Origin of the sequence: Rheinheimera marina (genome assembly GCF_042654345.1) — a bacterium.
GTDB lineage: Bacteria > Pseudomonadota > Gammaproteobacteria > Enterobacterales > Alteromonadaceae > Pararheinheimera > Pararheinheimera marina.
The window spans coordinates 148,094-170,324 of record NZ_JBHSGB010000001.1 but is presented as its reverse complement, the minus strand read 5'-3'; the positions used below and the strand labels follow the sequence as shown (position 1 = coordinate 170,324).

The window sequence follows — 22,231 nt, the reverse complement described above, 5'->3', positions numbered from 1 at the left end:
CGGGCGCGGCAACAATAATGTGCTTGCAACAGGGATCAGACATCATGCTCAAACATAACTTGCTGGCGCTTTCATTGGCTCTGGCGCTCAGTGCTTGTGGAAAAAGCGGCGACACTCCTCCAACAACCAGCACCGCGGCTGCAGTGCAAAACCCGGTGGTGGCTGAACACAGCAAACACTGGTGGCAAGACGCTGTGGTGTATCAAATCTGGCCACGCAGTTTTTATGACACTAACGGTGATGGCATTGGCGACTTCAAAGGTATTCAGGCCAAGCTGCCTTACCTGCAGGATTTAGGCATCAACGCCATCTGGTTGACCCCGATGTTTGAAGCGCCGTCTTACCATGGCTACGACTTCACCCAGTTTTATCAGGTGGAGCAGGATTACGGCAGCATGGCTGATTTTGAGCAGCTGGTGCAGGACGCCAAAAGCAAAAATATCAATGTGATTCTGGACCTGGTGATCAACCATATCTCCAGCGAACACGACTGGTTCAAGCGTTCGGCCGCTGGCGAAGCGCCGTACAAAGACTACTTTATCTGGCGTGATGAGTTGCCGCAGGACGGCTGGGGCCCGGCCTGGAGTCAGGAAGTGAAACCTGAAGCGGTCTGGCACTGGAACGAACAGCGCAAAGCCTATTACTACGCCGCCTTTGGTGCATCCCAGCCGGATTTGAATCTGACCCACCCGGATGTTATTGCCGAAATGAAAAAGGCCGCCAAATTCTGGCTGGACAAAGGGGTGGCTGGTTTCCGCTTGGACGCGGTGCGATACGCCATCGAAAACGGCCCGCAGGAACGGGCCGATACCCAGCAGACCATTGATTATTGGGTCGATTTTACTCAGTACGTCAAAAGCATTAACCCGGAAGCTTATTTAGTGGCTGAGGCCTGGGTCGATATTCCGGTGGCCGCCCGCTATTGGGGGCAAGGCAAAGGCCTGGACGCAGGTTTTGATTTTGACTTTGGTTACAAAGTGCTGGAGCTTTTAAACGCCGGGGCACAAAACGCTGAATTCGGCACTATGAGCGAGGCCAAAACCACAGGCAATATCCTGCAGGACAACTTTGAGCAGCGCAAAGCGTCAGGTGCGCCTTTTGAGTTTTTCAGCCCCTTCCTGACCAACCACGATCAGCCACGGCTGGCCTGGCAGTTAGGCCAGGACTTCAACAAAGCTAAGTTGGCGGCCGCGATGTTATTTGCCTCGCCAGGCACCACCTACATTTATTACGGCGAAGAAATTGCGCTGACCCAGGCGTCAGACAAAGAGCATATGCACCGTCGTTCGCCGATGTTCTGGGACGGCTCCAATCAGGCGGGTTTTACTGCAGCGGATAAAGTCTGGGTGCAGTCAGACAACCTGTTTCCGCCACAAGGCGATACCAGCTGGTGGGCACCCTTTTTAGCACAGCAGTTGAAAGCTGCCACTACAGTAGCGGCGCAGCAGCAAGATCCGAAATCAGTCTGGTCTTTGTATAAATTCCTGATTGCGCAGAAAAAACGGCCAGAGTTTGGGATTGCCGGAGACTACCAGGCCGAACTGCTGGCTGAAGGCAAATTGCTGAAACTGACCCGGACTTTAGGTGAGCAGCAGTCCGTGATGTTACTGAACCTGTCAGCTGAAGCGCAGGCCATTCCGGCAGCATTGGTACCGGCCGGACTGTCAATCAGTTGGCAGGAAGACGACACACCAGAGCTGGGTGCGTACCAGCTGCAAATCTGGCAAAGCTAAAACCTATGGGGGTCAGGTCTTGTATTTTGCATTGGAACGCAAAATACAAGACCTGACCCCCCACTTCATTTAAAGGTGAATACCGCCCGAGGCTTCAATGCGCTGGCCGTTAATCCAGCCACTTTGCTCTGACAACAGCGTAACAACAGCTCCCCCAATATCATCTGGTAAACCCACCCGACCGAGTGCGGTTTGTGAGGCAATCAGTTGGTTTAAACCTGCATTGTCGCGCACTGCACCACCGCCAAAATCGGTTTCAATTGCGCCAGGCGCCAAGGTATTCACCCGAACGCGGCGTGGTCCTAATTCCAACGCCAGATAACGGCTGAACACCTCAATGCCCCCTTTCATCATGGCGTAAGCGGCATAACCTGGCAGCGAAAAGCGGGCCAGACCACTCGACAGGTTGAGAATAGCGCCGCCGTCATTCAGTTGTGGCAGCAAGGTCTGGGTTAAGAAAAACACGCCTTTTAGATGTACATTCACCATGGCGTCAAACTGCTGCGCCGTAGTGTCGCTGATGGCGGTGTGCATACCGGTGCCGGCATTATTCACCAGATAATCAAAGTGGTCGCGCAGCCAATGCCGTTGTAAAACAGTAGTTAATTGCTGGGAAAAGTCGGCAAATCCTGCAATGTTGCTGGTGTCCAGCTGAAGTGCAACCGCTTTGCGGCCAAGGGATTCAATCTCTCGTACCACAGCAGCGGCCGCGTCTGCCTGGCTATGGTAGGTGATCACCAAATCATGGCCAGCTTTGGCTAACGCCAGCGCAGCGTTTTTACCTAAACCCCGGCTGGCACCGGTAATCAATGCAATTTTAGTCGTCATGGTCGTGCTCCTCAGTGGGTTGTGTGGGTCCATCAGTCTGGGGTCAGGTCTTGTATTTTGCATTGTGATGCAAAATACAAGACCTGACCCCAATGCGTTATTGACGTTCATTAGTATATTGTGTGGAATAATTGGATAAACTCGCTAAATTCGGAATCACTGTTCGCAATGTTTGGATAAAGTGGTGGAATGATGGACAGAATTTTGCAGATGCAGATCTTTCAGCGGGTGGCGGAACTGGGCAGTTTCAGCCGGGCCGCTGAGCAGCTTGGTTTGCCGAAAACCTCAGTGTCAGAGGCGGTACAGCAGCTGGAGCAGAGCCTGGGCAGCCGGTTGTTGCATCGCACCACCAGAAGGGTCGAGCTCAGCCATGAAGGCCAGTTGTATCTGCGCCGCTGTAGCGAGCTGGTAGCGGAGTTTGACGAGCTGCAGCACCTGTTTAAAGCCGACGACCAGCAACTCAGTGGCGTGTTGCGTATCGATATGCCGACAGGGCTGGCGAAAAACCTGGTATTGCCGCGCTTACCGGATTTTTTACAGCAGCATCCGCAGTTGCACTTGCAGCTGTCGAGCACAGACCGGCGGGTGGATTTAATCGCCGAAGGCTTTGACGCCATAGTGCGGGTTGGCGAGCTGAAAGACAGCAGCCTGATCGCCCGGCCGCTGGGGCAGATGCCGCAAATCAACTGTGTCAGCCCGGCGTACATTCAGCGTTTTGGCAAACCTGAGCGGCTGGACGATTTAAGCCAGCACCAACTGGTGAATTACAGCCAGCAACTCAGCGGGCAAGCGGCTGAATTTGAATACCTGCAAGGCTCCGGTGTGCAGCGCATCCGCATGCAGAGCCAGATCACAGTGAATAACGCCGAAGCCTACAGTGCAGCTTGTCTGGCTGGGCTAGGTATAATTCAGGTGCCGGAAAGCGGAGCCAGAGCCCATCTGCAAAGTGGCGCTATGGTGCAAGTGCTGACCGACTTTAATGCGCCCGCCATGCCGGTCAATCTGCTGTATGCACACCGGAAGTTGGTGAGCCGAAATTTGCGGGTTTTCAGTGACTGGCTAAGTCAGCAGTTTTAGGCGGCTCTGCTGCCGGCAGGTCGACGTAAAAGGTGCAGCCCTGGCCGGCAATGCTTTCAAACCACAACGTTCCGCCATGTTTTTCCACCAGCGCTTTGCTGATGCTGAGGCCCAGGCCGGTGCCACCAAACTGGCGCCGGTCGGAGGTATCGGACTGACTGAATGGTTGAAAAATCCGCTCTTTAAAGTTGTCAGCAATACCTGGGCCCTGGTCGGCAATGGCGATACGGCAGCCATTTTCCAGGCATTGAAGCCGGATCTGTACCACAGCACCTGCCGGAGAGAATTTGGCAGCATTGGACAGCAGATTGCCCATCACCTGCATCAGCCTGTTGCTGTCGGCGTTTACCCAGCAGGAGCAGTCAGGTTCTGCCAGCTCAAAGCTGACCTGATGACTGATGGCATAACCTGACAGTTGCTGCACCGCGGTGCGTAGCCAGGGGCCCAGCTGAAACCGGCTGAGGTCAAAGGCCAGCTCGCCTGCTTCAATTTTCTGAATGTCCAGTAAATCATTGATTAAACGAATTAAATGCTGGCTGTTCAGTTCGGCAATTTCCAGCATGGCGCGAATTTTCTCTGGCGGCTCGCCCAATGCATTCCCCAGCACCAGTTTCAGTGCACCGTGGATGGACGTTAGTGGGGTGCGCAGTTCGTGACTGACGGTCGAGACAAACTGGTCTTTTACTTGCTCCAGCTTTTTACGGGCTGTAATGTCTTCGTAGACCGCAATACCAAAGCTCAGAGCGCCATCCGGGTTATAACCCGGCCGGCCCCAGGCCTGCAATAAACGGGCGTCATGGCCCTGCTGCAACTGCAGGTTATCCATTTGCACCCGCTCGCCCGATAAGGCGCGTTGCTCCGGCAACTGGCTGTCGTCTAGCGGGCAGGCCTGTTGGCCCAACAGCAGGTTCAGTTGGGGGGGCTCAGCGCCAAACCACTGCTGCGCGGTTTTATTGCGGTAAAAAGGCTGGCCCAGTTTATTCAGTACCACTATACCCAAAGGCAAATCTTCCACCCACTGACGGAACTGATGCTGGGCGTAGGCCTGCAGCGCCGCGCTGTGGCTGACCACTGTGCGGAACACCACCACAAAAGCGATAAAGTTGACGGTCAGGTAGGTGGCCCAGGCGATTGGGTCTGTCATATAAGAACGCACACTGAACGGAACATTCAGGTAACCGTAAATAAAGCCAAGCGCCAGGCCGAACAGGCTCAGTGAGGCTGTCACCGCCAGCAGCACAGTGACCAGGGGCCGGAACAACAGATGCGACACCACACAACTTAGCACCAGCCACCAGATGCCCGGCGAGGCAAAACCAAAGTGCATGGCGCCCGGCAGACCAATGAGCCAGAACAGCAGGATCAGCAAACCGCCTTTGAGTGCGGTCGTCAGCTTCGGCAGCAGCCAGACGCCGCCAACAAACACCAATCCGACCGCAATATGCAGGTTGTACAGCGGCAACCAGCCGGTATTGAGCGCCCGCAGGCAAGACAACGGCACGCCAAACAACGAAATCAGGGCAAAGTTACGCCATAAGGCATTGGCAAAATCGCCACGGATATGCAGAAGTTGCTTTTGAAGGATTTCGGATGACTGGGATAAAATGGCGGACACTGCTGATTTCCAGGAAATGTTCTGAATCCACTGTAGCCATTGCGCTCAGAATGCGCAATCGGTGTACCCCTTGGTGAAACGGTCAGAAGCCGAACAGGTCAGGAGTCGGGTTGGCATCGGCTTCCAGGTTGCTGTCCGGTTTACCGGCCAGTCGGGCGGCGTCGCGGCGGGCGCGGCGTTGTTCCAGCAGCTTCAGAATACGGGCGCGTTCCGCCACCGGCTTGTCGTGCCAGCCAAAGCGTTCATCGCGCGAGCGCAGGCAGCCCACACAATAACCGCGGTTATTGCTTTGGCATACCCCAATACAGGGGTTGGGTAAGTCGAATAGTTCTAACTGATCCATACCTGCTCTTTATCCCCGTCGCCCTTGAAGTTGCAGTTGTGTTGGCTGCGCCACAAGGTGACAAAGGGATTGCCTGACTACTTTGTTTGACCACAGCACCGCTCAGATAACTGCCTGTGCGGCTTGTAATTTTTTTACAAAACGCGGCAAAAAGCAAAAATAGTTGTTGACTAAAGATGTTTAGACGGCTATTTCTAATAGCGCAATTTTCCGGCACAACGTAAAAACACCGCCGGACAGCACACAGAGGTGAACAACCCAGTGCTGAAAATCAGCAAATTAACCTAAGAGTTAAAATACAAAAATGCGTTTAGCTTCAATTCTGAACATTATTGTGGTCCTCGTGCTCGTGGTGATTAGTCACTGCGGGGGATCGCGTTTGGAATTTTAAGCAGCAAAAAATTCTCAACAAAACCCCCGCACCGAAAGGTTCGGGGGTTTTGTGTTTTTAAGGTCCCCGAAAAGTTCGAAACAGGTTTTGTTGTAACGGTAACAGCAACACAGAAAATTGAGCTCAAAGTAATTGGCGTTGCAGGCTAGATGAATACGTAGGGGCGGGGTTTACCCCCGCCCGTCCAGCATCCAAATCGGTGCCGGGAGAGTATTCAACAAAGCCGCAGCGCCAAGCACGAAGGCCAAAAAGGGGATGGGGTATGAAAGGCGCAGAACTGGTAATTAACCTGCTGGAACAACAAGGAGTTGAACATGTGTTCGGCTACCCCGGCGGTGCCATTATGCCTATTTACGACGCACTGTACGGCAGTAACGTCAAACATTACCTGTGTCGCCATGAACAAGGCGGCGCGTTTTCGGCCATTGGTTATGCCCGCAGCTCCGGCAAAATTGGCGTTTGTATGGCGACATCAGGCCCTGGTGCTACCAACTTAATTACCTCATTAGCCGACGCCTTATTGGACTCAGTGCCTGTGGTGGCCATTACCGGCCAGGTGTCGCAAGCCGTGATGGGCACCGACGCCTTTCAGGAAGTCGACGTATTGGGTTTAAGCCTGAGCGTGACCAAACACAGCTTTATGGTACGCGACGTGGCAGAGCTGGAAGCCACCTTAAACCAGGCCTTTAAACTGGCCGTCTCCGGTCGCCCAGGCCCTGTGCTGGTGGATATTCCCAAAGACATTCAACTGGCTGAAGTGCAGTTAAAACCCCGTTTAGTAGCCGACAACGAAGCCGCTGAGCCTCCAGCCCACTTGCCGGTGGCGGCGTTAGACCAGGCGCGTTTATTGATCCAGGGCGCGAAAAAGCCGGTGGCCTACATTGGCGGTGGCGTGCATATGGCGGGCGCCGAAGCAGAGCTGAATGCCTTTTTAACGCAAAGCCCCATGCCGTCTGTCACCACCTTAAAAGGCATGGGCACAGTGGCAGCCAGCAACCCCTATTACCTGGGCATGTTGGGTATGCATGGCACCCAGGCCGCCAACTTTGCGGTGCAGCAATGTGATTTACTGATTTGTTTAGGTGCGCGTTTTGACGACCGCGTCACCGGCAAACTGGCCGCTTTTGCACCCGACGCCAAAGTGATCCATATAGACATAGACCCGGCCGAACTGCACAAGTTACGCCGTGCCGATTGCGCCATGCTGGGCGATTTGTGTGAGCTGCTGCCAGCGATGTCAGTACCCACTTACTGCGCCGACTGGCTGGCGCATTGCCAACGCCTGAAACAACAGCACGGTTGGCGCTACGACCACCCGGGTGAGCAGATTTTTGCGCCTTTAATGCTGAAGCAATTAAGCGACCGCGCGCCCGACAACGCCGTGGTGTGCTGCGACGTGGGCCAGCACCAAATGTGGGTGGCGCAGCATATGAGCTTTTCCAGCCCGCGCAACCATTTAAGCAGCGGCGGTTTAGGCACTATGGGTTTTGGTTTACCGGCCGCCATTGGCGCTCAGCTGGCGCGGCCAAAAGATACGGTCATCGCGGTGAGCGGCGATGGCTCTTTTATGATGAACGTGCAGGAACTGGGCACCATCAAGCGTTTCCGCCTGCCGGTGAAAATTGTCATTGTCGACAACCAGAAACTGGGCATGGTGAAGCAGTGGCAAGAGCTGTTTTTTGACGAGCGCTACAGCGAAACTGATTTGTCGGACAACCCGGATTTTGTCTCGTTAGCGGCGGCTTTTGCGATACCAGGCCACAGCATCAGCCGCAAAGACGAGGTGTTACCGGCGCTGGAAGCCATGTTTACCTGGCCAGGGCCTTATTTACTGCATGTACGCATTGATGAAAAAGACAATGTCTGGCCGCTGGTACCGCCGGGCGCCGCCAATCAGGATATGTTAACGGGAGCAAGCAAATGAACCATGTTTTAACGATACACACCAATAATGAGCAAGTGGCGTTGGAGCGGGTGTTGCAGGTAACGCGCTACCGTGGTTTTGAGCTGGCCTCTTTTGAAATGAAGCCATTGGCGGATTTAAGCGGCCTGCTGCTGACGCTGTCTATTAACAGCGACAAGCCAATCAGCTTGCTGACTAATCAGCTGGCCAAGCTGTACGACGTGCAGCATTTAGAGTGCAAAGCGGCAGGTGCTGCCGGTTCGATGCGGGCCTGATGGGTTGAGTTGTTTGGGTTCGGTGGGTTTAGTGGTACTGAGTAGATGGATCGGCTGCAAAGGGTTGCTGCATTCCAACAGCGACACGCCCGTGAACCCATCCCTGGGGGGCTCGTTTCGCGCCGTCCCTGGCGCTCAACGGTCGCTTTATGGAACACAGCAACCCAGTTAGCAAGTTGAGCTATGCAGTAGAGGGTGAGGTGCTCATCCTTGAAAAAGACAAATTGATAAAACCCAGCTTTAGGCTGGGCCAACAAACAAAATACAGCCCAAATGCATTGGCGTAGTAGCGAAGAGCGCAGGCAACAAAGCTACGGCGGCAAGGCAGCAGGGCAAAAACAAACTATATGCACCCCAAAGTAATTGGGGCTGCAGCTAGGCGACAAGCGAGTGAGGCCCCAGGAGCATAGTGAACTATGTGACTGGGGCGAAGAGCGAAGTCAACAACGCTGCGGTTCCAAGTACGCAGGGGAACCAAACAAATTGGAGTTACCTAAGCATGCCAAAGTTACGATCAGCCACCACCACCGAAGGCCGCAACATGGCCGGTGCCCGCGCCTTATGGCGGGCTACTGGCGTGAAAGATACCGACTTTGGTAAGCCTATTATTGCGGTGGTGAACTCTTTTACTCAGTTTGTGCCGGGCCATGTGCATTTGCGCGACTTAGGCAAACTGGTGGCGGAAGCCATTGAAGAAGCCGGTGGTATTGCCAAAGAATTCAATACCATCGCCATTGACGACGGTATTGCGATGGGCCATGGCGGTATGTTGTACAGCCTGCCGTCGCGCGAAATTATTGCCGACTCGGTGGAATATATGGTGAACGGCCACTGCGCCGACGCCATGGTCTGTATTTCCAACTGCGACAAAATCACGCCGGGCATGTTAATGGCCGCGCTGCGGCTGAATATTCCGGTGATCTTTGTGTCGGGCGGCCCGATGGAAGCCGGTAAAACCAAGCTGTCGGATCAGATCATCAAGCTGGATCTGGTCGACGCTATGGTGTCGGCTGCCAACCCGAATGTAACAGACGCTGACAGCGAAAAAATTGAGCGCAGTGCCTGCCCTACCTGTGGTTCCTGTTCAGGCATGTTTACCGCCAACTCGATGAACTGTTTGGTCGAAGCCCTGGGTTTGGCCCAGCCGGGCAACGGCAGCTTGCTGGCCACCCACGCCGACCGTAAGCAGCTGTTTATCAACGCCGGTAAACGCATTATGGAACTGACCAACCGCTGGTATCAGCAAGACGACGCCAGCGCTTTGCCACGTAACATTGCCAATAAAACTGCCTTTGACAACGCCATGATGCTGGATATAGCCATGGGCGGCTCGACCAACACAGTGCTGCACTTATTGGCAGCGGCGCAGGAAGCCGAAGTAGATTTTGGCATGGCCGATATTGACCGCTTGTCGCGCATTGTACCGCACCTGTCCAAAGTGGCGCCTTCCACCCAAAAGTACCATATGGAAGACGTGCACCGCGCCGGCGGTGTGATTGCCATTCTGGGCGAGTTATTACGCGCTGGCCTGCTGAACCCTGACACACCGCATGTGGCGGGTAGCTCATTGGGCGATGTGATCAGCCGCTACGACATTACCTTAACCAAAGACCAGGCAGTGCACGACTTTTACCGCGCAGGCCCGGCCGGTATTCGCACCACTCAGGCCTTTTCGCAGGACTGCCGTTACCCCACGCTGGACGACGACCGCTTTGACGGTTGTATCCGCAGCAAGGAAGGCGCCTATTCGCAGGACGGCGGCCTGGCGGTGTTATTCGGCAACCTGGCCCCCAATGGCTGTATTGTGAAAACCGCCGGGGTAGAAAAAGAGAACCTGGTGTTTAACGGCCGCGCTCGTATTTTCGAAAGCCAGGACAGCGCGGTAGACGCCATCTTAGCGGGCCGCGTGGTGGCGGGCGACGTGGTGGTGATTCGCTACGAAGGGCCAAAAGGCGGCCCGGGCATGCAGGAAATGCTGTACCCCACCAGCTACTTAAAGTCGATGGGCTTGGGTAAAGCTTGTGCCCTGATCACCGACGGCCGTTTCTCTGGCGGTACGTCGGGTTTGTCTATTGGCCACGTGTCACCCGAAGCTGCCAGCGGTGGTGCTATTGCGCTGGTAGAAGAAGGCGATGGCATTGCTATTGATATTCCAAACCGCCGTATTGCCATTGAAATTAGCGACGCTGAGCTGAACGCGCGCCGCGCCGCCATGGACGCCAAAGGCAAACTGGGCTGGAAACCACTCAACCGCGAGCGTTATGTGAGCCCGGCATTAAAAGCCTACGCCATGCTGGCAAGCAGCGCCGACAAAGGTGCGGTGCGTGATTTATCCAAACTGGAACAGGACTAACGCATGATGGATGCCACTGCGCTGACTACGGTTACGGTAGAACGTGAAACTGCCGCCGCACCCCAGGTAAAAAATGCCGCGCCTGGCGTGGCTAACCATACCTATTGGCACAAACCAGCGGCCGATTTAGCGCAGCAGCAAGCCTATTTGCGTGACATTCTGCTATCGCCAGTGTACCAACTGGCAGTAGAAACCCCGCTGCAGGCCATGCCCAAGTTAGGCCAGCGGCTGGGCCATCAGGTGTTTTTAAAACGTGAAGACATGCAGCCGGTGTATTCCTTTAAGCTGCGTGGCGCTTTTCATAAGCTGTGCAAGGTAAAAGAGAAGCAGCCGGGCGCCGCCGTAATCTGTGCTTCGGCAGGTAACCACGCCCAGGGCGTCGCCATGTCGGCGCGTAAACTGGGCCTCAACGCCACTATTGTGATGCCCATTACCACACCAGAAATTAAAGTAAATGCAGTGAAAGCCTTGGGTGGCAAAGTGCTGCTACACGGCACCGCTTTTGACGAAGCCAACCGCCACGCCATAGCGCTGGCGGCCGAGCAGGGCGCCACTTATATTCCGCCATTCGACGACCCAGACGTTATCGCAGGCCAGGGCACTGTCGCCAAAGAGCTGCTCAGCCAGCACAACAAACTGGACGCGGTCTTTGTGCCCGTCGGTGGCGGCGGGCTGGTGGCGGGCATTGCGCTGTACATTAAAGCCGTGATGCCGGGCGTAAAAGTAATAGGGGTAGAACCCGACGACGCCGCTTGCTTAAAAGCGGCACTTGAGGCCGGTGAACCAGTGACGTTAGACAGAGTAGGGCTGTTCGCCGACGGCGTGGCGGTTAAACGCATTGGCTCCGAGACGTTCAAGCTGGCGCAGCAGTATTGTGATGACGTGATCACCGTGTCCAGCGACGAAATTTGCGCCGCCATTAAAGACATTTTCGATGACTTACGCGCCGTGGCCGAACCTGCCGGGGCGCTGAGTTTGGCGGGCCTGAAAAAATACGCCGCTTCATCTGACCACAGCCAGCAGCTGAGTGCAGTACTGAGCGGTGCCAATTTAAACTTCGACACCCTGCGGTATGTGTCGGAGCGCTGCGAGCTGGGCGAGAAAAAAGAAGCAGTGTTTGCAGTAACTATTCCCGAGCAAAAAGGCAGCTTCCGCCGCTTTTGCCAAACCATAGGCGGGCGCGCCATTACCGAATTTAACTACCGCTACGCCAGCGACCACAAAGCCCATATTTTTGTTGGCATTAAGCTGCGCCACGGCGCTGAAGAGCTGGCGCAGGTCACCCAGGCCTTAGCCGACGCCGGTTACGAGTTTCAGGATTTATCCGACGACGAGCTGGCCAAACTGCACGTGCGTTATATGGTGGGCGGTATGCCACCGCGTTTAGTGCAAGAGCAGCTGTACCAGTTTAACTTCCCGGAATACCCCGGAGCGCTAATGAACTTCCTTACCACGCTGGGCGATGAATGCAATATCACGCTATTTCACTACCGCAACCACGGCGCCGCGACCGGCGACGTATTGGCGGGGTTTGAGATAGCTGATCATTCAGAGATAGCCGGGCATTTAGACCAGCTCGGCTACGAATACCGGCTGGTCACGAGTAATGGGGCTTATAGAGCGTTTTTGACGGCGGCCGGTTAGGGTACGGATGTAATCGAAATCAAGCGGCAACTTCAAAAATATGATTTGCCGCTTGGCTCGCACTCTCCGCTTGAAATAAACCGATATTTTCGTCTTCGGAAAGCTCTGAGATCATCCCTAATGTTTCTTTCAACCGTTTTATAGATTTGTCTGACAAAGTTGGGTCATTGAATGAAGGTGTTCCAATTATTATTTCGTATTTTTCTGGTTTGATTAATAGATTTGAACGCTTGAGTGTTTCTAAATCGAACAACTTTGCTTTAATAGTATTGAGTGATGCTGAAAGTCTTGTTGGTATTAACAGGCCAAAGTTCGTCACATATTGATCAGTCAAAAAACCATATGTTGTGAGTATGTTTGCATCACCAACTTTAATTTTTCTGTTGAAGTTTGAGCCAAAGTGAGGGGCGATGATTTTTAATTCATCCGAAATGCTTTTGGTCCAATGCTCCGAGTATTTTCTCGGTTGATATTCGTCATCTTCTCGCTCAGCATCCAAAGCTAATGTACTAAGGCTAGATGTAAATCGAATCGCTTGTTTTAATATGCCTTCAATATTTTCGTCTGCTGCTTGATATTCCTTGCTGAGTTTTACTCCACTAAATGGTGGTGACCACTTACAAATGGTCCCATGTTGTTTAAGTTCCTCTCTTGCAGATGTCAAAACCCAATCAATCATAGACTGCATATTTTCTGCCTGGGAGCCATATAAGCAATCCAATAACTCGGCACGAATAGCTTGAATAACCTTGTACTGGCTATCTGCGCCAATAGCTAAAACGCCTATAGATATCTTTTCACCGGAACCAACAATTGGTTCTAAATAAATTGCATGCCAGCGGCCTGCATAATTTGGATTTGAGGGGAAAAGTGATTCTAGCGTGTTCATATCGCCATCTCTTGTTGTTTGAGTCTCAACCGGTTGCTGAATAATTTTTCCAAAACGTTTGTGCGATTTTCTAAAAAGTCGATGACTTGTAAGATCTCTTCCTCTGACAAATATGAGCCTGCGTAAGTCTTCTCAGATACAAGTGATAGAGGAAGGGTTGCATATGGTGGTGTAATTGTAGACTGAACAATTCGGAGTAACTTATATTTTTCGAATTCACTTTTTTTGGAGTAAATTGCATCAACTATTTGATTTTTATTCGCTGGTTGCTCCGAAAGCAGGTTTTCGTTAATTGCATTTTCATGGTCAATAAATGAAAACGCTGTACCGCCATCATAAAGGATATTCCCAATATTTCTATCCCAATTGGCTATCCATTCGTCAAATACGCCAATGTCTAATGTTTTAGAGAATTCTTCTAGCTTCAGAATGGCTTCCTCATTATTTACATGGCGCCGAAAGCTCGGGTAGCTGGCGTCTTCGGAACCATAGCCAAGCGCAAATTGTCCACTTGGAATATCATCTGAATAATCCGAACTAACTTTGACTATTATCGGCTTTGGTATTGGAAGCCCAAGAAATCGTCCAATAACCGCGCATAAGCATTCAATATATAGTTTTCTTGGAGATAAAAGCTTCACATATGCAACAACTACTTGCTCATGGGTCTTAACATGCGCTTTCCAGGTTTTATTTATATTTAGGTCGTTAAACAAAGTTGCGCCAGGAAGCATCAACCCAATTTCAACTTGTTCCAAGTTAACTCCCATTCATTCCAACACACAACACAACGGGTTGAGGTCTTGCCCCGTGCCCCAAAGGTTAAGTCTTTTATAAAGCAGAAATTGGATACTTAAAGCGGAAGAGTTAAAAGCGGATAACGCCTGAAAATCAAACTGCCCAAACATCCTTTTCCGGCAACCTGCAACACATTGTTGTTACGTTAATAAAACCAAGGTAAAGCAGCCTCGCAAAAACGGCAAGCAGTTTTTCGGTACGGGTTTTCGTTGTTGCGCTGGCTTGAATATCGAAGCCAATAAAGCTACATTCGTAGCTAAATTTGCTTCATTTTGGGTGTGGGCAGTGAATGCATTAGCGGAGTTGTTGTTTACCAAGTACCGGCGACAGGTGCTTGGGTTGTTATTGCTGCAGCCGCAGCAGGCGTACCATGTGCGTGAAATTGCCCGCTTAACCCATACGCAGCCCGGCACCTTGCATAAAGAACTCAGCAAACTGGCTGAGGCTGGCATTTTAAGCTGCCAGCAACAAGGCAATCAGTTGTGGTATCAGGCCAACCGCCAGTGCCCGGTGTTTGACGAACTGGCCGCTATTTTGCGTAAAACCAGCGGGCTGGCTGAACAACTGCGCCTGGCGTTACAGCCTGTTCAGCAGCAGTTGTTGGTTGCTGCTGTGTTTGGCTCAGAGGCCAGCGGCAAAGCCACGGCCAGCAGTGACATTGACCTTTTGCTGGTTGGGGACTTGAGCTTTGCTGACGCTGTGAAGCTGTTATATCCGCTGCAGCAGCAACTTGGCCGCGAAATTAACCCTAAGCTATATTCAGTGCCTGAATGGATTCAGGCGCAGGCCAGCAATTCGGGCTTTATCACCGAATTACTGACCAGCCCATTACTGATGGTGCTAGGAGACAAGGATGACCTTAGACAACTTGATAGGCTCCACGCTGGAGCGAATTAACCCCGACCCAACACAAATTTTGCGGCTATTACAGGCGGCAGAACGCAATATTCAAGATGCTGGTTTTGCCCAATTGAGCAACGAAAACCGCTTTGATGTGGCTTACAAGGCCATTATGCAGTTGGCCAATGCCGCATTGCAGCACTAGGGTTTTCGTACGTTAACCAGCAAACCCGGCCATCATGTCACTATTCTGAATTCGCTGTCGCTAGGTTGCAGTCGTTGGTAAAAACCGTAGGGATTAGCTCCGATCGGCTGATTGTGCTGGATGCACTGCGTAAGCAGCGCAATGTCACCGACTATTCCGGTGATTTAGTGACAGACGCTGCCGTGACCGAATGCCTGAAACAGGCCAATGAATTGTTAGGGATGGTAAAGCAGTGGTTGCAGGGGGGGAAAGGTCGAAGAGGTTAAGTACGAAATGTTCTGGGGTCAGGTCTTGTATTTTGCATGGTGACGCAAAATACAAGACCTGACCCCATATGGCTTTTGCGGGTATTTAGGCTTAACGAAAACCGTCAACGCTAAATATCTGCTCTACCGGCACGTCAAAATAACGTGCCATTTGCAGAGCTATTACCACCGAGGGCGTAAAACGGCTGGTTTCTACCGTGCTGATGGTTTTGCGGGATACGCCAATGGCGTCGGCCAGTTGTTGCTGCGACAGCCCTCTGGAGGCGCGCAGCTCGGCAATTCTGTTGTGCAGGGCCAGCTCTTCCATTACGGCTGTTCCTCAGCGGGCTCGTCCTGCTCATCCAGCACGGTTCGCAAACTCAGGTAGAAGCTCAGGGTGCCGACAAATACAGTCAGCAATGGGAAGGGCTGAAAAGCGACCCACTGTGGGTCACCGTTTTTGATGATCAGATGGGTTGCCACGTAACCTGCAAAAGCCACTGTGATGGTGAGCGTATAGGCGAGTGTGGTGGCACGTTGAAAACGGCTGCGCAAATACTCGTCCTGAAAGTCGCCGCATATTTCCCGGATCCGCCAGCCATAGGACAGAAACTTGGGTTGTTTGGCCACTTGGTATAAAAAATAAATCAACGAAAACGCTACGCCAAAGCCGAAAATATCACTGACGGCAGGCTGTTCAAACCAATACAAACTGATGTCTTTTAACAGTGTGAAGCCTGTCATAAGCGCGATAAAGAGTGCGCCAACATGTGAAGCTTTTACGCAATTTTCCTGATCTTCGATAGTCCATGTAGCCATGATAAACCTTCCTTTTTTACTGAGTTTTGATACCTTCGGGTATCATATTGGAACCTTTAGGTATCAATGTCAATGATTTTTGATACCTAAAGGTATCGGTTTCGGATGGCGCATAACAAAAGGGGGTCAGGTCTTGTATTTTGCATCGAGACGCAAAATACAAGACCTGACCCCCACAAAGACCGACCCCGTTTGAGCTTGGCGGGCTAAATTTTAGCTTTTCTTAATTTCTACCCTAACCATAGCTCGGCTGCCGTTGTCACTGACCACGGTAATGGCGGCAGTGCCTTCGGCTTTTGGCACTATGGTAACGGCGTTGTCAGCGCAGTTGCTTACCTCGGCAATTGCGGGCGCGTCTGAGGTGCATTGCACGGCTTTGACTCCCCGTACCACGCTGACCACCTTGGTGTAATACGCCTGGCCATCTTCGGTCAGCGTAAAGGGCAGGTCTGCCGGGGTGGCAAATAATTTGGCTGGGGTGGTGGCTGGCAGGGTGATGGTCAGCTGGTTGGTGTCCAGCGCAAACAGGCTGTATTTACCTGTGGCTTTGGCTAAGTCTTCTTCGGTCGGCAGTGTCTGTAACAGGGCGTCGCGCATCACTTTTAAGGTTGACATGACGCTGACAAATAACGCCGCACCCTCTGGCGTTAAAGTGGCTGGAATAATGTTGGTGCCGGTGCCTGCGGCCGCTTCGGACCGCGCGCGGATATAGTTGGCGTTAGCGGCTTCAATCAGCTCCAGGCCCTGTGCATAGGCTTTGGCTTTGCCGCCGGCGTTAATAATAGTGGCCACATCTGGTGTCAGCGCGCTCAGGCCCGCCAGGGTGGTCACTACGTCGGGGTGAACCCCGGTAGACGCAGAAAAGGCCGACGCAAAGGCGGCCAGGATCACCTGCATGGCCGACAGGCCTTCTTCCCATTTGCGGCCATGGTCGACCCGTTTACGCATGGTGTCTTCCACCAGATAGGTAAAGCGATACACTTTTTCGTCGGTAATGGCGTAGTCGAGGTTCAGGGTTGTATCCAGGTTTCTGTCGTCGTTGGCAACTTCCAGCAGGTGCAACGGCGGCGTTGGTTTGACGTCGAAAAAGTCGGCATCTTTGTTGTGGTAGGTGTTTGAACAGCCAGCTAACACCAGGGGGATGGTCAGTGATGGAAGTACTTTTTTATAGTTCATGACGTTTCCTTGTGTGTCAGTAAATGGGCAGTGCACTGCGGACTGGGACTGTATTTACTGATTTTTGACAAAGTAGCGGCCCGGCAAAAGGCCGGTATGCTTGCTCGTTTTCAGTGAATTATCGGGGACTTAACTTTGCTGCAGCTCACTTGGAAGTCGTTAACCTGGACACAGAGAGTAACGCTGTACCGAAATTCGCATGAAAGTATAGAGGGGTATTTTGGGTGCGACAGGGTTTTTTAGAGTTTTCTTATATAGAAACTGGGGGTCAGGTCTTGTATTTTGCATGGGGACGCAAAATACAAGACCTGACCCCATTTGGGGTGATGTGGCTGAGTTATTGCGCGTTAGGCTGGTTTCGCCAGTTGTTCCACCAATAGCTGCATCTCAAGGCGCTGCTGTTGCAGTTGCTGCATTTGCTGGTCCAGCTCCTGCAGTTTTTGCTGCAGCATCGGCACTAACAACTGGCAATCCACCGGGTGTTCTTTGCTGCCGTGCTTACGCTGCACGGCACGAATTTCTGCCAGACTAAAGCCCATTTGCTGGGCTTTTAAGATAATTTCCAGCCGTTCTTTGTTGTCGTCGTTGTAATACCTGTAACCATTGGCCTGCCGCACCGAGTGGATCACGCCTTGTTCTTCCAGAAAACGCAGCTTGGATTCCGACACATTCAGCAATTTGGCAAGCTGACCAATCCGGTACATAACAAAGGCTCCGACAGCAATGAGTTATTTTGCCGGATACTGGCACAGAAGGACTTGACTCTCAACCTGGGTTGAAGCTTTACACTGTCTGCGTCGTCATTCGTGTGATAGCGGTGTTGGCTTCCGGATATGGGGTCAGGTCTTGAATTTTGAATTGGGATGCAAAATACAAGACCTGACCCCATAAAGAGCGACCCAAAAGGGCTGGTCCAATAAAAGAGGTGTGTGATGTTATTTGAAAGTCTGTTGCTGCCAAGTGGTGTGCAGTTGCAAAACCGGCTGGTGAAGGCGGCTATGGAAGAGAATATGGCGGGCAGTGGCCAAAACCCGTCGGACGATTTGATTCAGCTGTATCAGGGCTGGGCGCAGGGTGGTACTGGTTTGCTGATTTCCGGCAATGTGATGGTCAGCCGCACAGCCTTAACTGGCCCTGGCGGCGTGGTGCTGGACGTGTATTCCGATATGGCGCGGTTTAAGCGCTGGGCTCAATCCGTGCAGACGGGCACCGGTCAGCCGCTGGGCAGCAAATTGATCCTGCAGCTCAACCACCCAGGTCGTCAGTTACCCAGCAATCTTGGGCAGCCTGCGCTGGCGCCTTCAGCGATAGCGCTGGATTTAGGCAAGTTCTCCAAAATGTTTGTGCAGCCGCGCGCCATGACGCTGGATGATATTGAGCAGGTGAAAACCCAGTTTTTAACCTCGGCCAGGCTGGCCCAGCAAGCGGGTTTTAGCGGAGTGCAAATTCACGCGGCGCATGGCTATTTACTCAGTCAGTTTTTATCGCCTTTGGTGAATCAGCGCACTGACGCTTACGGTGGCAGCCTGGAAAACCGTGCCCGGCTGCTACTGGATATTGCTCGCACGCTACGCAGTGAATTGCCTCAAGGCTTTATTGTCAGTGTAAAACTAAACTCGGCCGACTTTCAGCGCGGTGGTTTTTCGGCAGAAGACGCTAAACAAGTGCTGCACTGGCTGAACCCACTGGGGCTGGATTTTGTCGAGCTGTCGGGCGGCAGTTATGAAGCGCCGGCCATGCAGGGCGACAGTCGGGATGGCCGTACTCTGGCGCGCGAAGCTTATTTCCTGGAGTTTGCCCAAGAGCTGCAGCAGGCCGCACAAATGCCGTTGATGGTGACAGGTGGTATTCGTCGGCGCGAAGTGGCTGAGCAAGTGTTGCAGTCGGGTGTGTCTTTGGTCGGAATTGCCACCGCACTGGCGCTGCAGCCAGATTTACCCAAGCGCTGGCAGGCCGGGGAGCCGCTGGCGCCGGAATTGCCGCCGCTGGCGTTTAAACAAAAGCCGTTGAAAGCCTTGGCGGCTATGGCTTATACCCGACTGATGCTGCGCCGAGTCGGTAAGCCGTTGCCATTCTGGTCACCACTGCGTTGGCCCGTGCTGATGTTGCTGGCGGATCAGCTGCGGTTGAAAAAGCTGGCAAAACGTTACCGCCGCGAAATGGCCGACCAAGGTGCCAGCTGCTGCAACTAAACCAAAAGGGGTCAGGTCTTGTATTTTGCATTGGGATGCAAAATACAAGACCTGACCCCCAAAAGAGAGTGGCGATTAGATGTGGGTCAGCCAGCCGTGCGTGTCGGCCGCTTTGCCCCACTGAATGTCGTTCAGTGCCTGACGCAGTTTGGCTGTGGTGGCGCCTGGCTCACCTGAACCTACTTTGTATTCTTTGCCCTGATGGATCAGAGTGCCGACCGGCGCCAGTACCGCCGCTGTGCCAGACAGCGCTGCTTCAGTGCCCGGTTTGGCGGCGCGTTCCAGCAGCTCAGCCACAGTCAGTTCGCGCTCAGATACGGTCATGCCTAAATCGCGGGCCAGCGTCAGAATGGTCTCGCGGGTGACACCGTGCAGGAACGAGGCGTCCAGCGCTTTGGTGATAATTTCGTTGCCGTCAATTAACAGGAAGTTGGCGGCGCCGGTTTCCTGCACATCGCCGTTCGGGCAGAACAGCACCTGATCGGCCTGGTACTGAGCACGGGCCTGCAGGGTTGGGTGCAGCGCGCTGGCGTAGTTACCACCGCTTTTGATCATGCCCATATGCGGCGCACAGCGGGCGTTGTCTTCCATCAGCAAACGCAGGCCACGGCTGCCACCGGCGAAGTAATCACCGACTGGCGACAACAGCACATACAGCATGGACGTAGTGGTTGGGTTGGCTGCTTTACCAATGGCCGGTTCAGTGCCGATATGGGTTGGGCGGATATACATGGAACCTGGCGGTGTTGGCACGTCGGCGGCGTAGTGTTTCACCACGTCGATAATCATCTGCTTCAGCAGGTCGGCGTCAAACTCCGGCAGCGACAGCAGTTTTGAACTTTGCTGCATGCGGGCAATGTTTTTATCCATACGGAAAATAGCAATGCTGCCGTCTTCGTGGCGAAAGGCTTTTAAACCTTCAAAACAGGTACTGGCGTAGTGCAGCACATGCGCGCCCGGGTGCAGTGAAATGCTGTCGGCGGACACCAGAGCGCCTTCGCTCCAGCTGCTGCCATCAAAACGGGCCAGTGCCATTTCTGGCATAAATACGCTACCAAATGCTGCCATTTTCTTTATTCCTGTTGCTTACCAGCCTGAAAAGGCCGTTCATTATTGTCACTGCAAATTCTGACGTTATTCGTCGGATCCGGGAGCAAAAATGCGGATGGGGGGAACTGGCGCTCGGCCATTAAAACCTTGTGGGACTTCATCTGCTGCACACCCGAATTATCGTCCACCACTGCCACAAGGCGCCGGGCCATTGTACAGCGCTTAAACACAGATGGCATTAGTTAAATGCTGTGTTTAATCAATCAAATTTTTGTGAATTCTACTGATGAATTTGGCCGGTGCAGCGGCTGCAGCTGGGCGCTATGGTGTTTCAGGACCTGCAGTAATGCCAGAATTTTTTGAATGGTAAACTTGACTTAATGTTAAGTGTAGTTAACTTTAAGTATGGTTTAGTATTCATTAATTGCTGGTTATTGCACTGGAGACTGCTATGGAACACGCAGAAGATTCACAAGTCAGCTACCGCGAGAAATCGGCCTGGCTGGCCATTCTGGCCCGGCTGCTGGCCTTTGGGCCTTATTTTGTCTGGGTGTCGCTGAATGCCACTCAGGAGCTCAGTTTGTGGCAGCAACTGCAGGCTTATGGTCTGACAGTGGCTGTGCAGCTGGCATTGCTGGGTGGAGGTTATCTCTGGTTGCGCTGGCAGATGCCGCTGGATGCCAAAGCCGCCAAAGATGAACGTGATAAAGCCATTGAAGCGAATGCACTGAAAGGCGCTTATTACCTGCTGATGACCGGCATGATTTTGGTGGGCTGCCTGATGCCATTTTCGCAAGGTGGCTGGCCACAGTTTCAGGCCGCAGTGTTTTTTATTGTGCTGAGTGAGTTGTGGCACTACAGCCAGATGGTGCTGAGTTACCGCAGGCAGGCTCTATGACTGAACAGCTGACCAACAGGATCCGATTGCTGCGTTTTATGCAGGGCGAAATGACGCAGGCTGAACTGGGCGAAAAAATTGGCGTCACCCGCCAGACCATTGCCGCCATCGAAGCAGGGAAATATTCTCCCAGTCTGGAGGCGGCTTTTAAAATTTCCCGGGTCTTTGGGGTGCCGCTGGAGGAGGTATTTCAGTGGCAGCAGCAGGCGGATTGACAGCACAGCACTGACTGTGTGAGTGAAACGATAAATCTTTGTAAACATCTTGTGCTTGAGCGGCATTCTGCAATAATGCCGCTCGTGCAAGTTGAGAATGGTTCTCAACTTGCAATGCCGAGGTTCAGGATGAACAAACTTTGTAGTTTCAGCAGTTTAGTGTTTTGCTTTTCGTTGTCGGCGCCGCAAGAGTTCGCCATTCCAGACCCCACTATTTCCTCCCCCGCGGTTCCAGTGGTTGCGCCAACGGTTGCTGAGCAGGCCACAAGAGAGCTGACACTGGAGCAACAGGCCACAGAGGTTGCTGATAAATACGCCGACGCGCTCAGCTGTGGTCAGCATGAACTCATTGGCCAGATCCCGTGGAATACCAGTACCGAAGGCGAAGGGCAGATGTTGTCCTGGCTGGTGTTATGGGCGGCCGATCTGGGCTGTTACGGCGGCAGCGGTTCTTATGCTTATCAGCTGACACTGGTGGAAAAAAATGTTGGCGGTTTGTTTGTGAACGCCACAGCGTCATCGCCTGTTATTCGTATCAAAGGCATGCCGAGTGCCAAAGCCCCCGTCAAAGGCTTTGAAAAGGTAGCTGATGACCAAGTGAAAATTTTCGGCATAAGCTATGGCCCAGACGACGCCCGCTGTTGCCCGTCCAGGCCAGTAGCAACGATTCTGCAGCGCGACAAACAGGGTAACTGGCAGGCGGTCAATAGCCAGCAGCCATAACGCTTTTTTGAGTAGCAGC

23 protein-coding genes are annotated in these 22,231 nt (G+C 52.8%); 13 read left to right on the top strand and 10 right to left on the bottom strand.

Annotated features, from left to right (window positions below):
• Positions 1–44 precede the first annotated feature (44 nt).
• Entirely contained in the window at positions 45–1,733 is a 1,689-nt protein-coding gene (locus ACFO3I_RS00800) for an alpha-amylase family glycosyl hydrolase (protein WP_377330928.1), read from the top strand.
• Positions 1,734–1,802: 69 nt separating this feature from the next.
• Here the strand turns inward: ACFO3I_RS00800 and ACFO3I_RS00795 are convergent, their stop codons facing one another.
• The gene (locus ACFO3I_RS00795; RefSeq protein ID WP_377330927.1) at positions 1,803–2,561 is read right to left on the bottom strand and encodes an SDR family NAD(P)-dependent oxidoreductase; all 759 of its coding nucleotides are present in this window, start codon (positions 2,559–2,561) and stop codon (positions 1,803–1,805) included.
• 192 nt (positions 2,562–2,753) lie between these two features.
• Between ACFO3I_RS00795 and ACFO3I_RS00790 the strand changes: the two genes are divergently transcribed.
• A complete protein-coding gene (locus ACFO3I_RS00790) occupies positions 2,754–3,638 on the top strand; it encodes a LysR family transcriptional regulator (RefSeq protein ID WP_377330925.1) in 885 nt (294 codons plus the stop codon).
• Here ACFO3I_RS00790 and ACFO3I_RS00785 read toward each other — a convergent pair.
• Positions 3,610–5,253: a sensor histidine kinase gene (locus ACFO3I_RS00785; RefSeq protein WP_377330923.1), complete on the bottom strand. Its 1,644-nt coding sequence runs from the start codon at positions 5,251–5,253 to the stop codon at positions 3,610–3,612. The two genes, ACFO3I_RS00790 and ACFO3I_RS00785, sit on opposite strands and share 29 nt — an antisense overlap.
• Before the next feature lie 82 nt (positions 5,254–5,335).
• Complete coding sequence (locus ACFO3I_RS00780; protein WP_377330921.1) at positions 5,336–5,596, bottom strand: DUF1289 domain-containing protein; 261 nt, start codon at positions 5,594–5,596, stop codon at positions 5,336–5,338.
• A 653-nt stretch (positions 5,597–6,249) separates the two neighbouring features.
• On the opposite strand from ACFO3I_RS00780, the gene ilvG reads away from it, so the two are divergent.
• From ilvG to ilvA, 4 genes are all read left to right on the top strand, one after another.
• Positions 6,250–7,911 (top strand): acetolactate synthase 2 catalytic subunit, encoded by a 1,662-nt coding sequence (gene ilvG / locus ACFO3I_RS00775; RefSeq protein WP_377330919.1) that lies wholly within the window; start codon positions 6,250–6,252, stop codon positions 7,909–7,911.
• Positions 7,908–8,165 carry an acetolactate synthase 2 small subunit gene (ilvM, locus tag ACFO3I_RS00770; RefSeq protein WP_377330918.1) on the top strand — a complete coding sequence of 86 codons (258 nt, stop codon included), beginning with the start codon at positions 7,908–7,910 and terminating at the stop codon, positions 8,163–8,165. Before ilvG ends, ilvM begins: the two co-directional genes overlap by 4 nt.
• A 499-nt stretch (positions 8,166–8,664) precedes the next feature.
• Positions 8,665–10,518 (top strand): dihydroxy-acid dehydratase, encoded by a 1,854-nt coding sequence (gene ilvD, locus ACFO3I_RS00765; protein WP_377330917.1) that lies wholly within the window; start codon positions 8,665–8,667, stop codon positions 10,516–10,518.
• A gap of 3 nt (positions 10,519–10,521) precedes the next feature.
• Positions 10,522–12,162 carry a threonine ammonia-lyase, biosynthetic gene (gene ilvA, locus ACFO3I_RS00760; protein WP_377330915.1) on the top strand — a complete coding sequence of 547 codons (1,641 nt, stop codon included), beginning with the start codon at positions 10,522–10,524 and terminating at the stop codon, positions 12,160–12,162.
• Between the two features lie 19 nt (positions 12,163–12,181).
• Here the strand turns inward: ilvA and ACFO3I_RS00755 are convergent, their stop codons facing one another.
• On the bottom strand, positions 12,182–13,051 hold the full coding sequence (locus tag ACFO3I_RS00755; RefSeq protein WP_377330914.1) for a hypothetical protein: 870 nt from the start codon (positions 13,049–13,051) through the stop codon (positions 12,182–12,184).
• Positions 13,048–13,809, bottom strand: coding sequence for a HipA family kinase (locus ACFO3I_RS00750; protein WP_377330913.1), 762 nt, complete (start codon positions 13,807–13,809; stop codon positions 13,048–13,050). Before ACFO3I_RS00750 ends, ACFO3I_RS00755 begins: the two co-directional genes overlap by 4 nt.
• Positions 13,810–14,134: 325 nt before the next feature.
• Between ACFO3I_RS00750 and ACFO3I_RS00745 the strand changes: the two genes are divergently transcribed.
• From ACFO3I_RS00745 to ACFO3I_RS00735, 3 genes are all read left to right on the top strand, one after another.
• Positions 14,135–14,746, top strand: coding sequence for a nucleotidyltransferase domain-containing protein (locus ACFO3I_RS00745; protein ID WP_377330911.1), 612 nt, complete (start codon positions 14,135–14,137; stop codon positions 14,744–14,746).
• Positions 14,703–14,894, top strand: a complete 192-nt coding sequence (locus tag ACFO3I_RS00740) for a hypothetical protein (RefSeq protein ID WP_377330910.1) — start codon at positions 14,703–14,705, stop codon at positions 14,892–14,894. Before ACFO3I_RS00745 ends, ACFO3I_RS00740 begins: the two co-directional genes overlap by 44 nt.
• Positions 14,895–14,968: 74 nt before the next feature.
• Positions 14,969–15,160, top strand: a complete 192-nt coding sequence (locus ACFO3I_RS00735) for a hypothetical protein (protein WP_377330908.1) — start codon at positions 14,969–14,971, stop codon at positions 15,158–15,160.
• Positions 15,161–15,251: 91 nt separating this feature from the next.
• On the opposite strand, the gene ACFO3I_RS00730 is transcribed toward ACFO3I_RS00735, so the two are convergent.
• From ACFO3I_RS00730 to ACFO3I_RS00715, 4 genes are all read right to left on the bottom strand, one after another.
• Positions 15,252–15,467, bottom strand: coding sequence for a helix-turn-helix transcriptional regulator (locus tag ACFO3I_RS00730; protein WP_377330907.1), 216 nt, complete (start codon positions 15,465–15,467; stop codon positions 15,252–15,254).
• Complete coding sequence (locus ACFO3I_RS00725) at positions 15,467–15,958, bottom strand: hypothetical protein (RefSeq protein ID WP_377330905.1); 492 nt, start codon at positions 15,956–15,958, stop codon at positions 15,467–15,469. The genes ACFO3I_RS00730 and ACFO3I_RS00725 overlap by 1 nt, the downstream gene beginning before the upstream one ends.
• A 213-nt stretch (positions 15,959–16,171) precedes the next feature.
• The gene (locus ACFO3I_RS00720; RefSeq protein ID WP_377330903.1) at positions 16,172–17,134 is read right to left on the bottom strand and encodes a hypothetical protein; all 963 of its coding nucleotides are present in this window, start codon (positions 17,132–17,134) and stop codon (positions 16,172–16,174) included.
• 347 nt (positions 17,135–17,481) lie between these two features.
• Positions 17,482–17,838, bottom strand: coding sequence for a MerR family transcriptional regulator (locus ACFO3I_RS00715; RefSeq protein WP_377330902.1), 357 nt, complete (start codon positions 17,836–17,838; stop codon positions 17,482–17,484).
• Between the two features lie 228 nt (positions 17,839–18,066).
• Here ACFO3I_RS00715 and ACFO3I_RS00710 point away from each other — a divergent pair, with 228 nt between their 5' ends.
• Positions 18,067–19,326, top strand: coding sequence for an NADH:flavin oxidoreductase/NADH oxidase family protein (locus tag ACFO3I_RS00710; RefSeq protein WP_377330901.1), 1,260 nt, complete (start codon positions 18,067–18,069; stop codon positions 19,324–19,326).
• A gap of 75 nt (positions 19,327–19,401) precedes the next feature.
• Here ACFO3I_RS00710 and ACFO3I_RS00705 read toward each other — a convergent pair whose 3' ends face one another.
• Positions 19,402–20,394, bottom strand: a complete 993-nt coding sequence (locus ACFO3I_RS00705) for a branched-chain amino acid aminotransferase (RefSeq protein ID WP_377330899.1) — start codon at positions 20,392–20,394, stop codon at positions 19,402–19,404.
• A gap of 433 nt (positions 20,395–20,827) precedes the next feature.
• On the opposite strand from ACFO3I_RS00705, the gene ACFO3I_RS00700 reads away from it, so the two are divergent.
• The 3 genes from ACFO3I_RS00700 (at position 20,828) to ACFO3I_RS00690 (ending at position 22,212) form a co-directional block, all read left to right on the top strand.
• A complete protein-coding gene (locus tag ACFO3I_RS00700; RefSeq protein ID WP_377330898.1) occupies positions 20,828–21,274 on the top strand; it encodes a hypothetical protein in 447 nt (148 codons plus the stop codon).
• Positions 21,271–21,489, top strand: a complete 219-nt coding sequence (locus tag ACFO3I_RS00695; protein WP_337880098.1) for a helix-turn-helix transcriptional regulator — start codon at positions 21,271–21,273, stop codon at positions 21,487–21,489. Before ACFO3I_RS00700 ends, ACFO3I_RS00695 begins: the two co-directional genes overlap by 4 nt.
• A gap of 129 nt (positions 21,490–21,618) precedes the next feature.
• Positions 21,619–22,212 carry a hypothetical protein gene (locus ACFO3I_RS00690; RefSeq protein WP_377330896.1) on the top strand — a complete coding sequence of 198 codons (594 nt, stop codon included), beginning with the start codon at positions 21,619–21,621 and terminating at the stop codon, positions 22,210–22,212.
• Positions 22,213–22,231 lie beyond the last annotated feature (19 nt).

Excerpts from the sequence above, each read along its gene's own strand:
- ACFO3I_RS00720 (WP_377330903.1), bottom strand. The coding sequence starts at position 17,134 with ATGAACTATAAAAAAGTACTTCCATCACTGACCATCCCCCTGGTGTTA.
- ACFO3I_RS00690 (WP_377330896.1), top strand. The coding sequence starts at position 21,619 with ATGAACAAACTTTGTAGTTTCAGCAGTTTAGTGTTTTGCTTTTCGTTG.
- ACFO3I_RS00730 (WP_377330907.1), bottom strand. The coding sequence starts at position 15,467 with ATGGAAGAGCTGGCCCTGCACAACAGAATTGCCGAGCTGCGCGCCTCC.
- ilvA (WP_377330915.1), top strand. The coding sequence starts at position 10,522 with ATGATGGATGCCACTGCGCTGACTACGGTTACGGTAGAACGTGAAACT.
- ACFO3I_RS00700 (WP_377330898.1), top strand. The coding sequence starts at position 20,828 with ATGGAACACGCAGAAGATTCACAAGTCAGCTACCGCGAGAAATCGGCC.
- ilvG (WP_377330919.1), top strand. The coding sequence starts at position 6,250 with ATGAAAGGCGCAGAACTGGTAATTAACCTGCTGGAACAACAAGGAGTT.
- ACFO3I_RS00725 (WP_377330905.1), bottom strand. The coding sequence starts at position 15,958 with ATGGCTACATGGACTATCGAAGATCAGGAAAATTGCGTAAAAGCTTCA.
- ACFO3I_RS00755 (WP_377330914.1), bottom strand. The coding sequence starts at position 13,051 with ATGAACACGCTAGAATCACTTTTCCCCTCAAATCCAAATTATGCAGGC.
- ACFO3I_RS00790 (WP_377330925.1), top strand. The coding sequence starts at position 2,754 with ATGGACAGAATTTTGCAGATGCAGATCTTTCAGCGGGTGGCGGAACTG.
- ACFO3I_RS00710 (WP_377330901.1), top strand. The coding sequence starts at position 18,067 with ATGTTATTTGAAAGTCTGTTGCTGCCAAGTGGTGTGCAGTTGCAAAAC.
- ACFO3I_RS00715 (WP_377330902.1), bottom strand. The coding sequence starts at position 17,838 with ATGTACCGGATTGGTCAGCTTGCCAAATTGCTGAATGTGTCGGAATCC.
- ilvD (WP_377330917.1), top strand. The coding sequence starts at position 8,665 with ATGCCAAAGTTACGATCAGCCACCACCACCGAAGGCCGCAACATGGCC.
- ACFO3I_RS00705 (WP_377330899.1), bottom strand. The coding sequence starts at position 20,394 with ATGGCAGCATTTGGTAGCGTATTTATGCCAGAAATGGCACTGGCCCGT.
- ACFO3I_RS00740 (WP_377330910.1), top strand. The coding sequence starts at position 14,703 with ATGACCTTAGACAACTTGATAGGCTCCACGCTGGAGCGAATTAACCCC.
- ACFO3I_RS00695 (WP_337880098.1), top strand. The coding sequence starts at position 21,271 with ATGACTGAACAGCTGACCAACAGGATCCGATTGCTGCGTTTTATGCAG.
- ACFO3I_RS00795 (WP_377330927.1), bottom strand. The coding sequence starts at position 2,561 with ATGACGACTAAAATTGCATTGATTACCGGTGCCAGCCGGGGTTTAGGT.
- ACFO3I_RS00780 (WP_377330921.1), bottom strand. The coding sequence starts at position 5,596 with ATGGATCAGTTAGAACTATTCGACTTACCCAACCCCTGTATTGGGGTA.
- ACFO3I_RS00800 (WP_377330928.1), top strand. The coding sequence starts at position 45 with ATGCTCAAACATAACTTGCTGGCGCTTTCATTGGCTCTGGCGCTCAGT.
- ilvM (WP_377330918.1), top strand. The coding sequence starts at position 7,908 with ATGAACCATGTTTTAACGATACACACCAATAATGAGCAAGTGGCGTTG.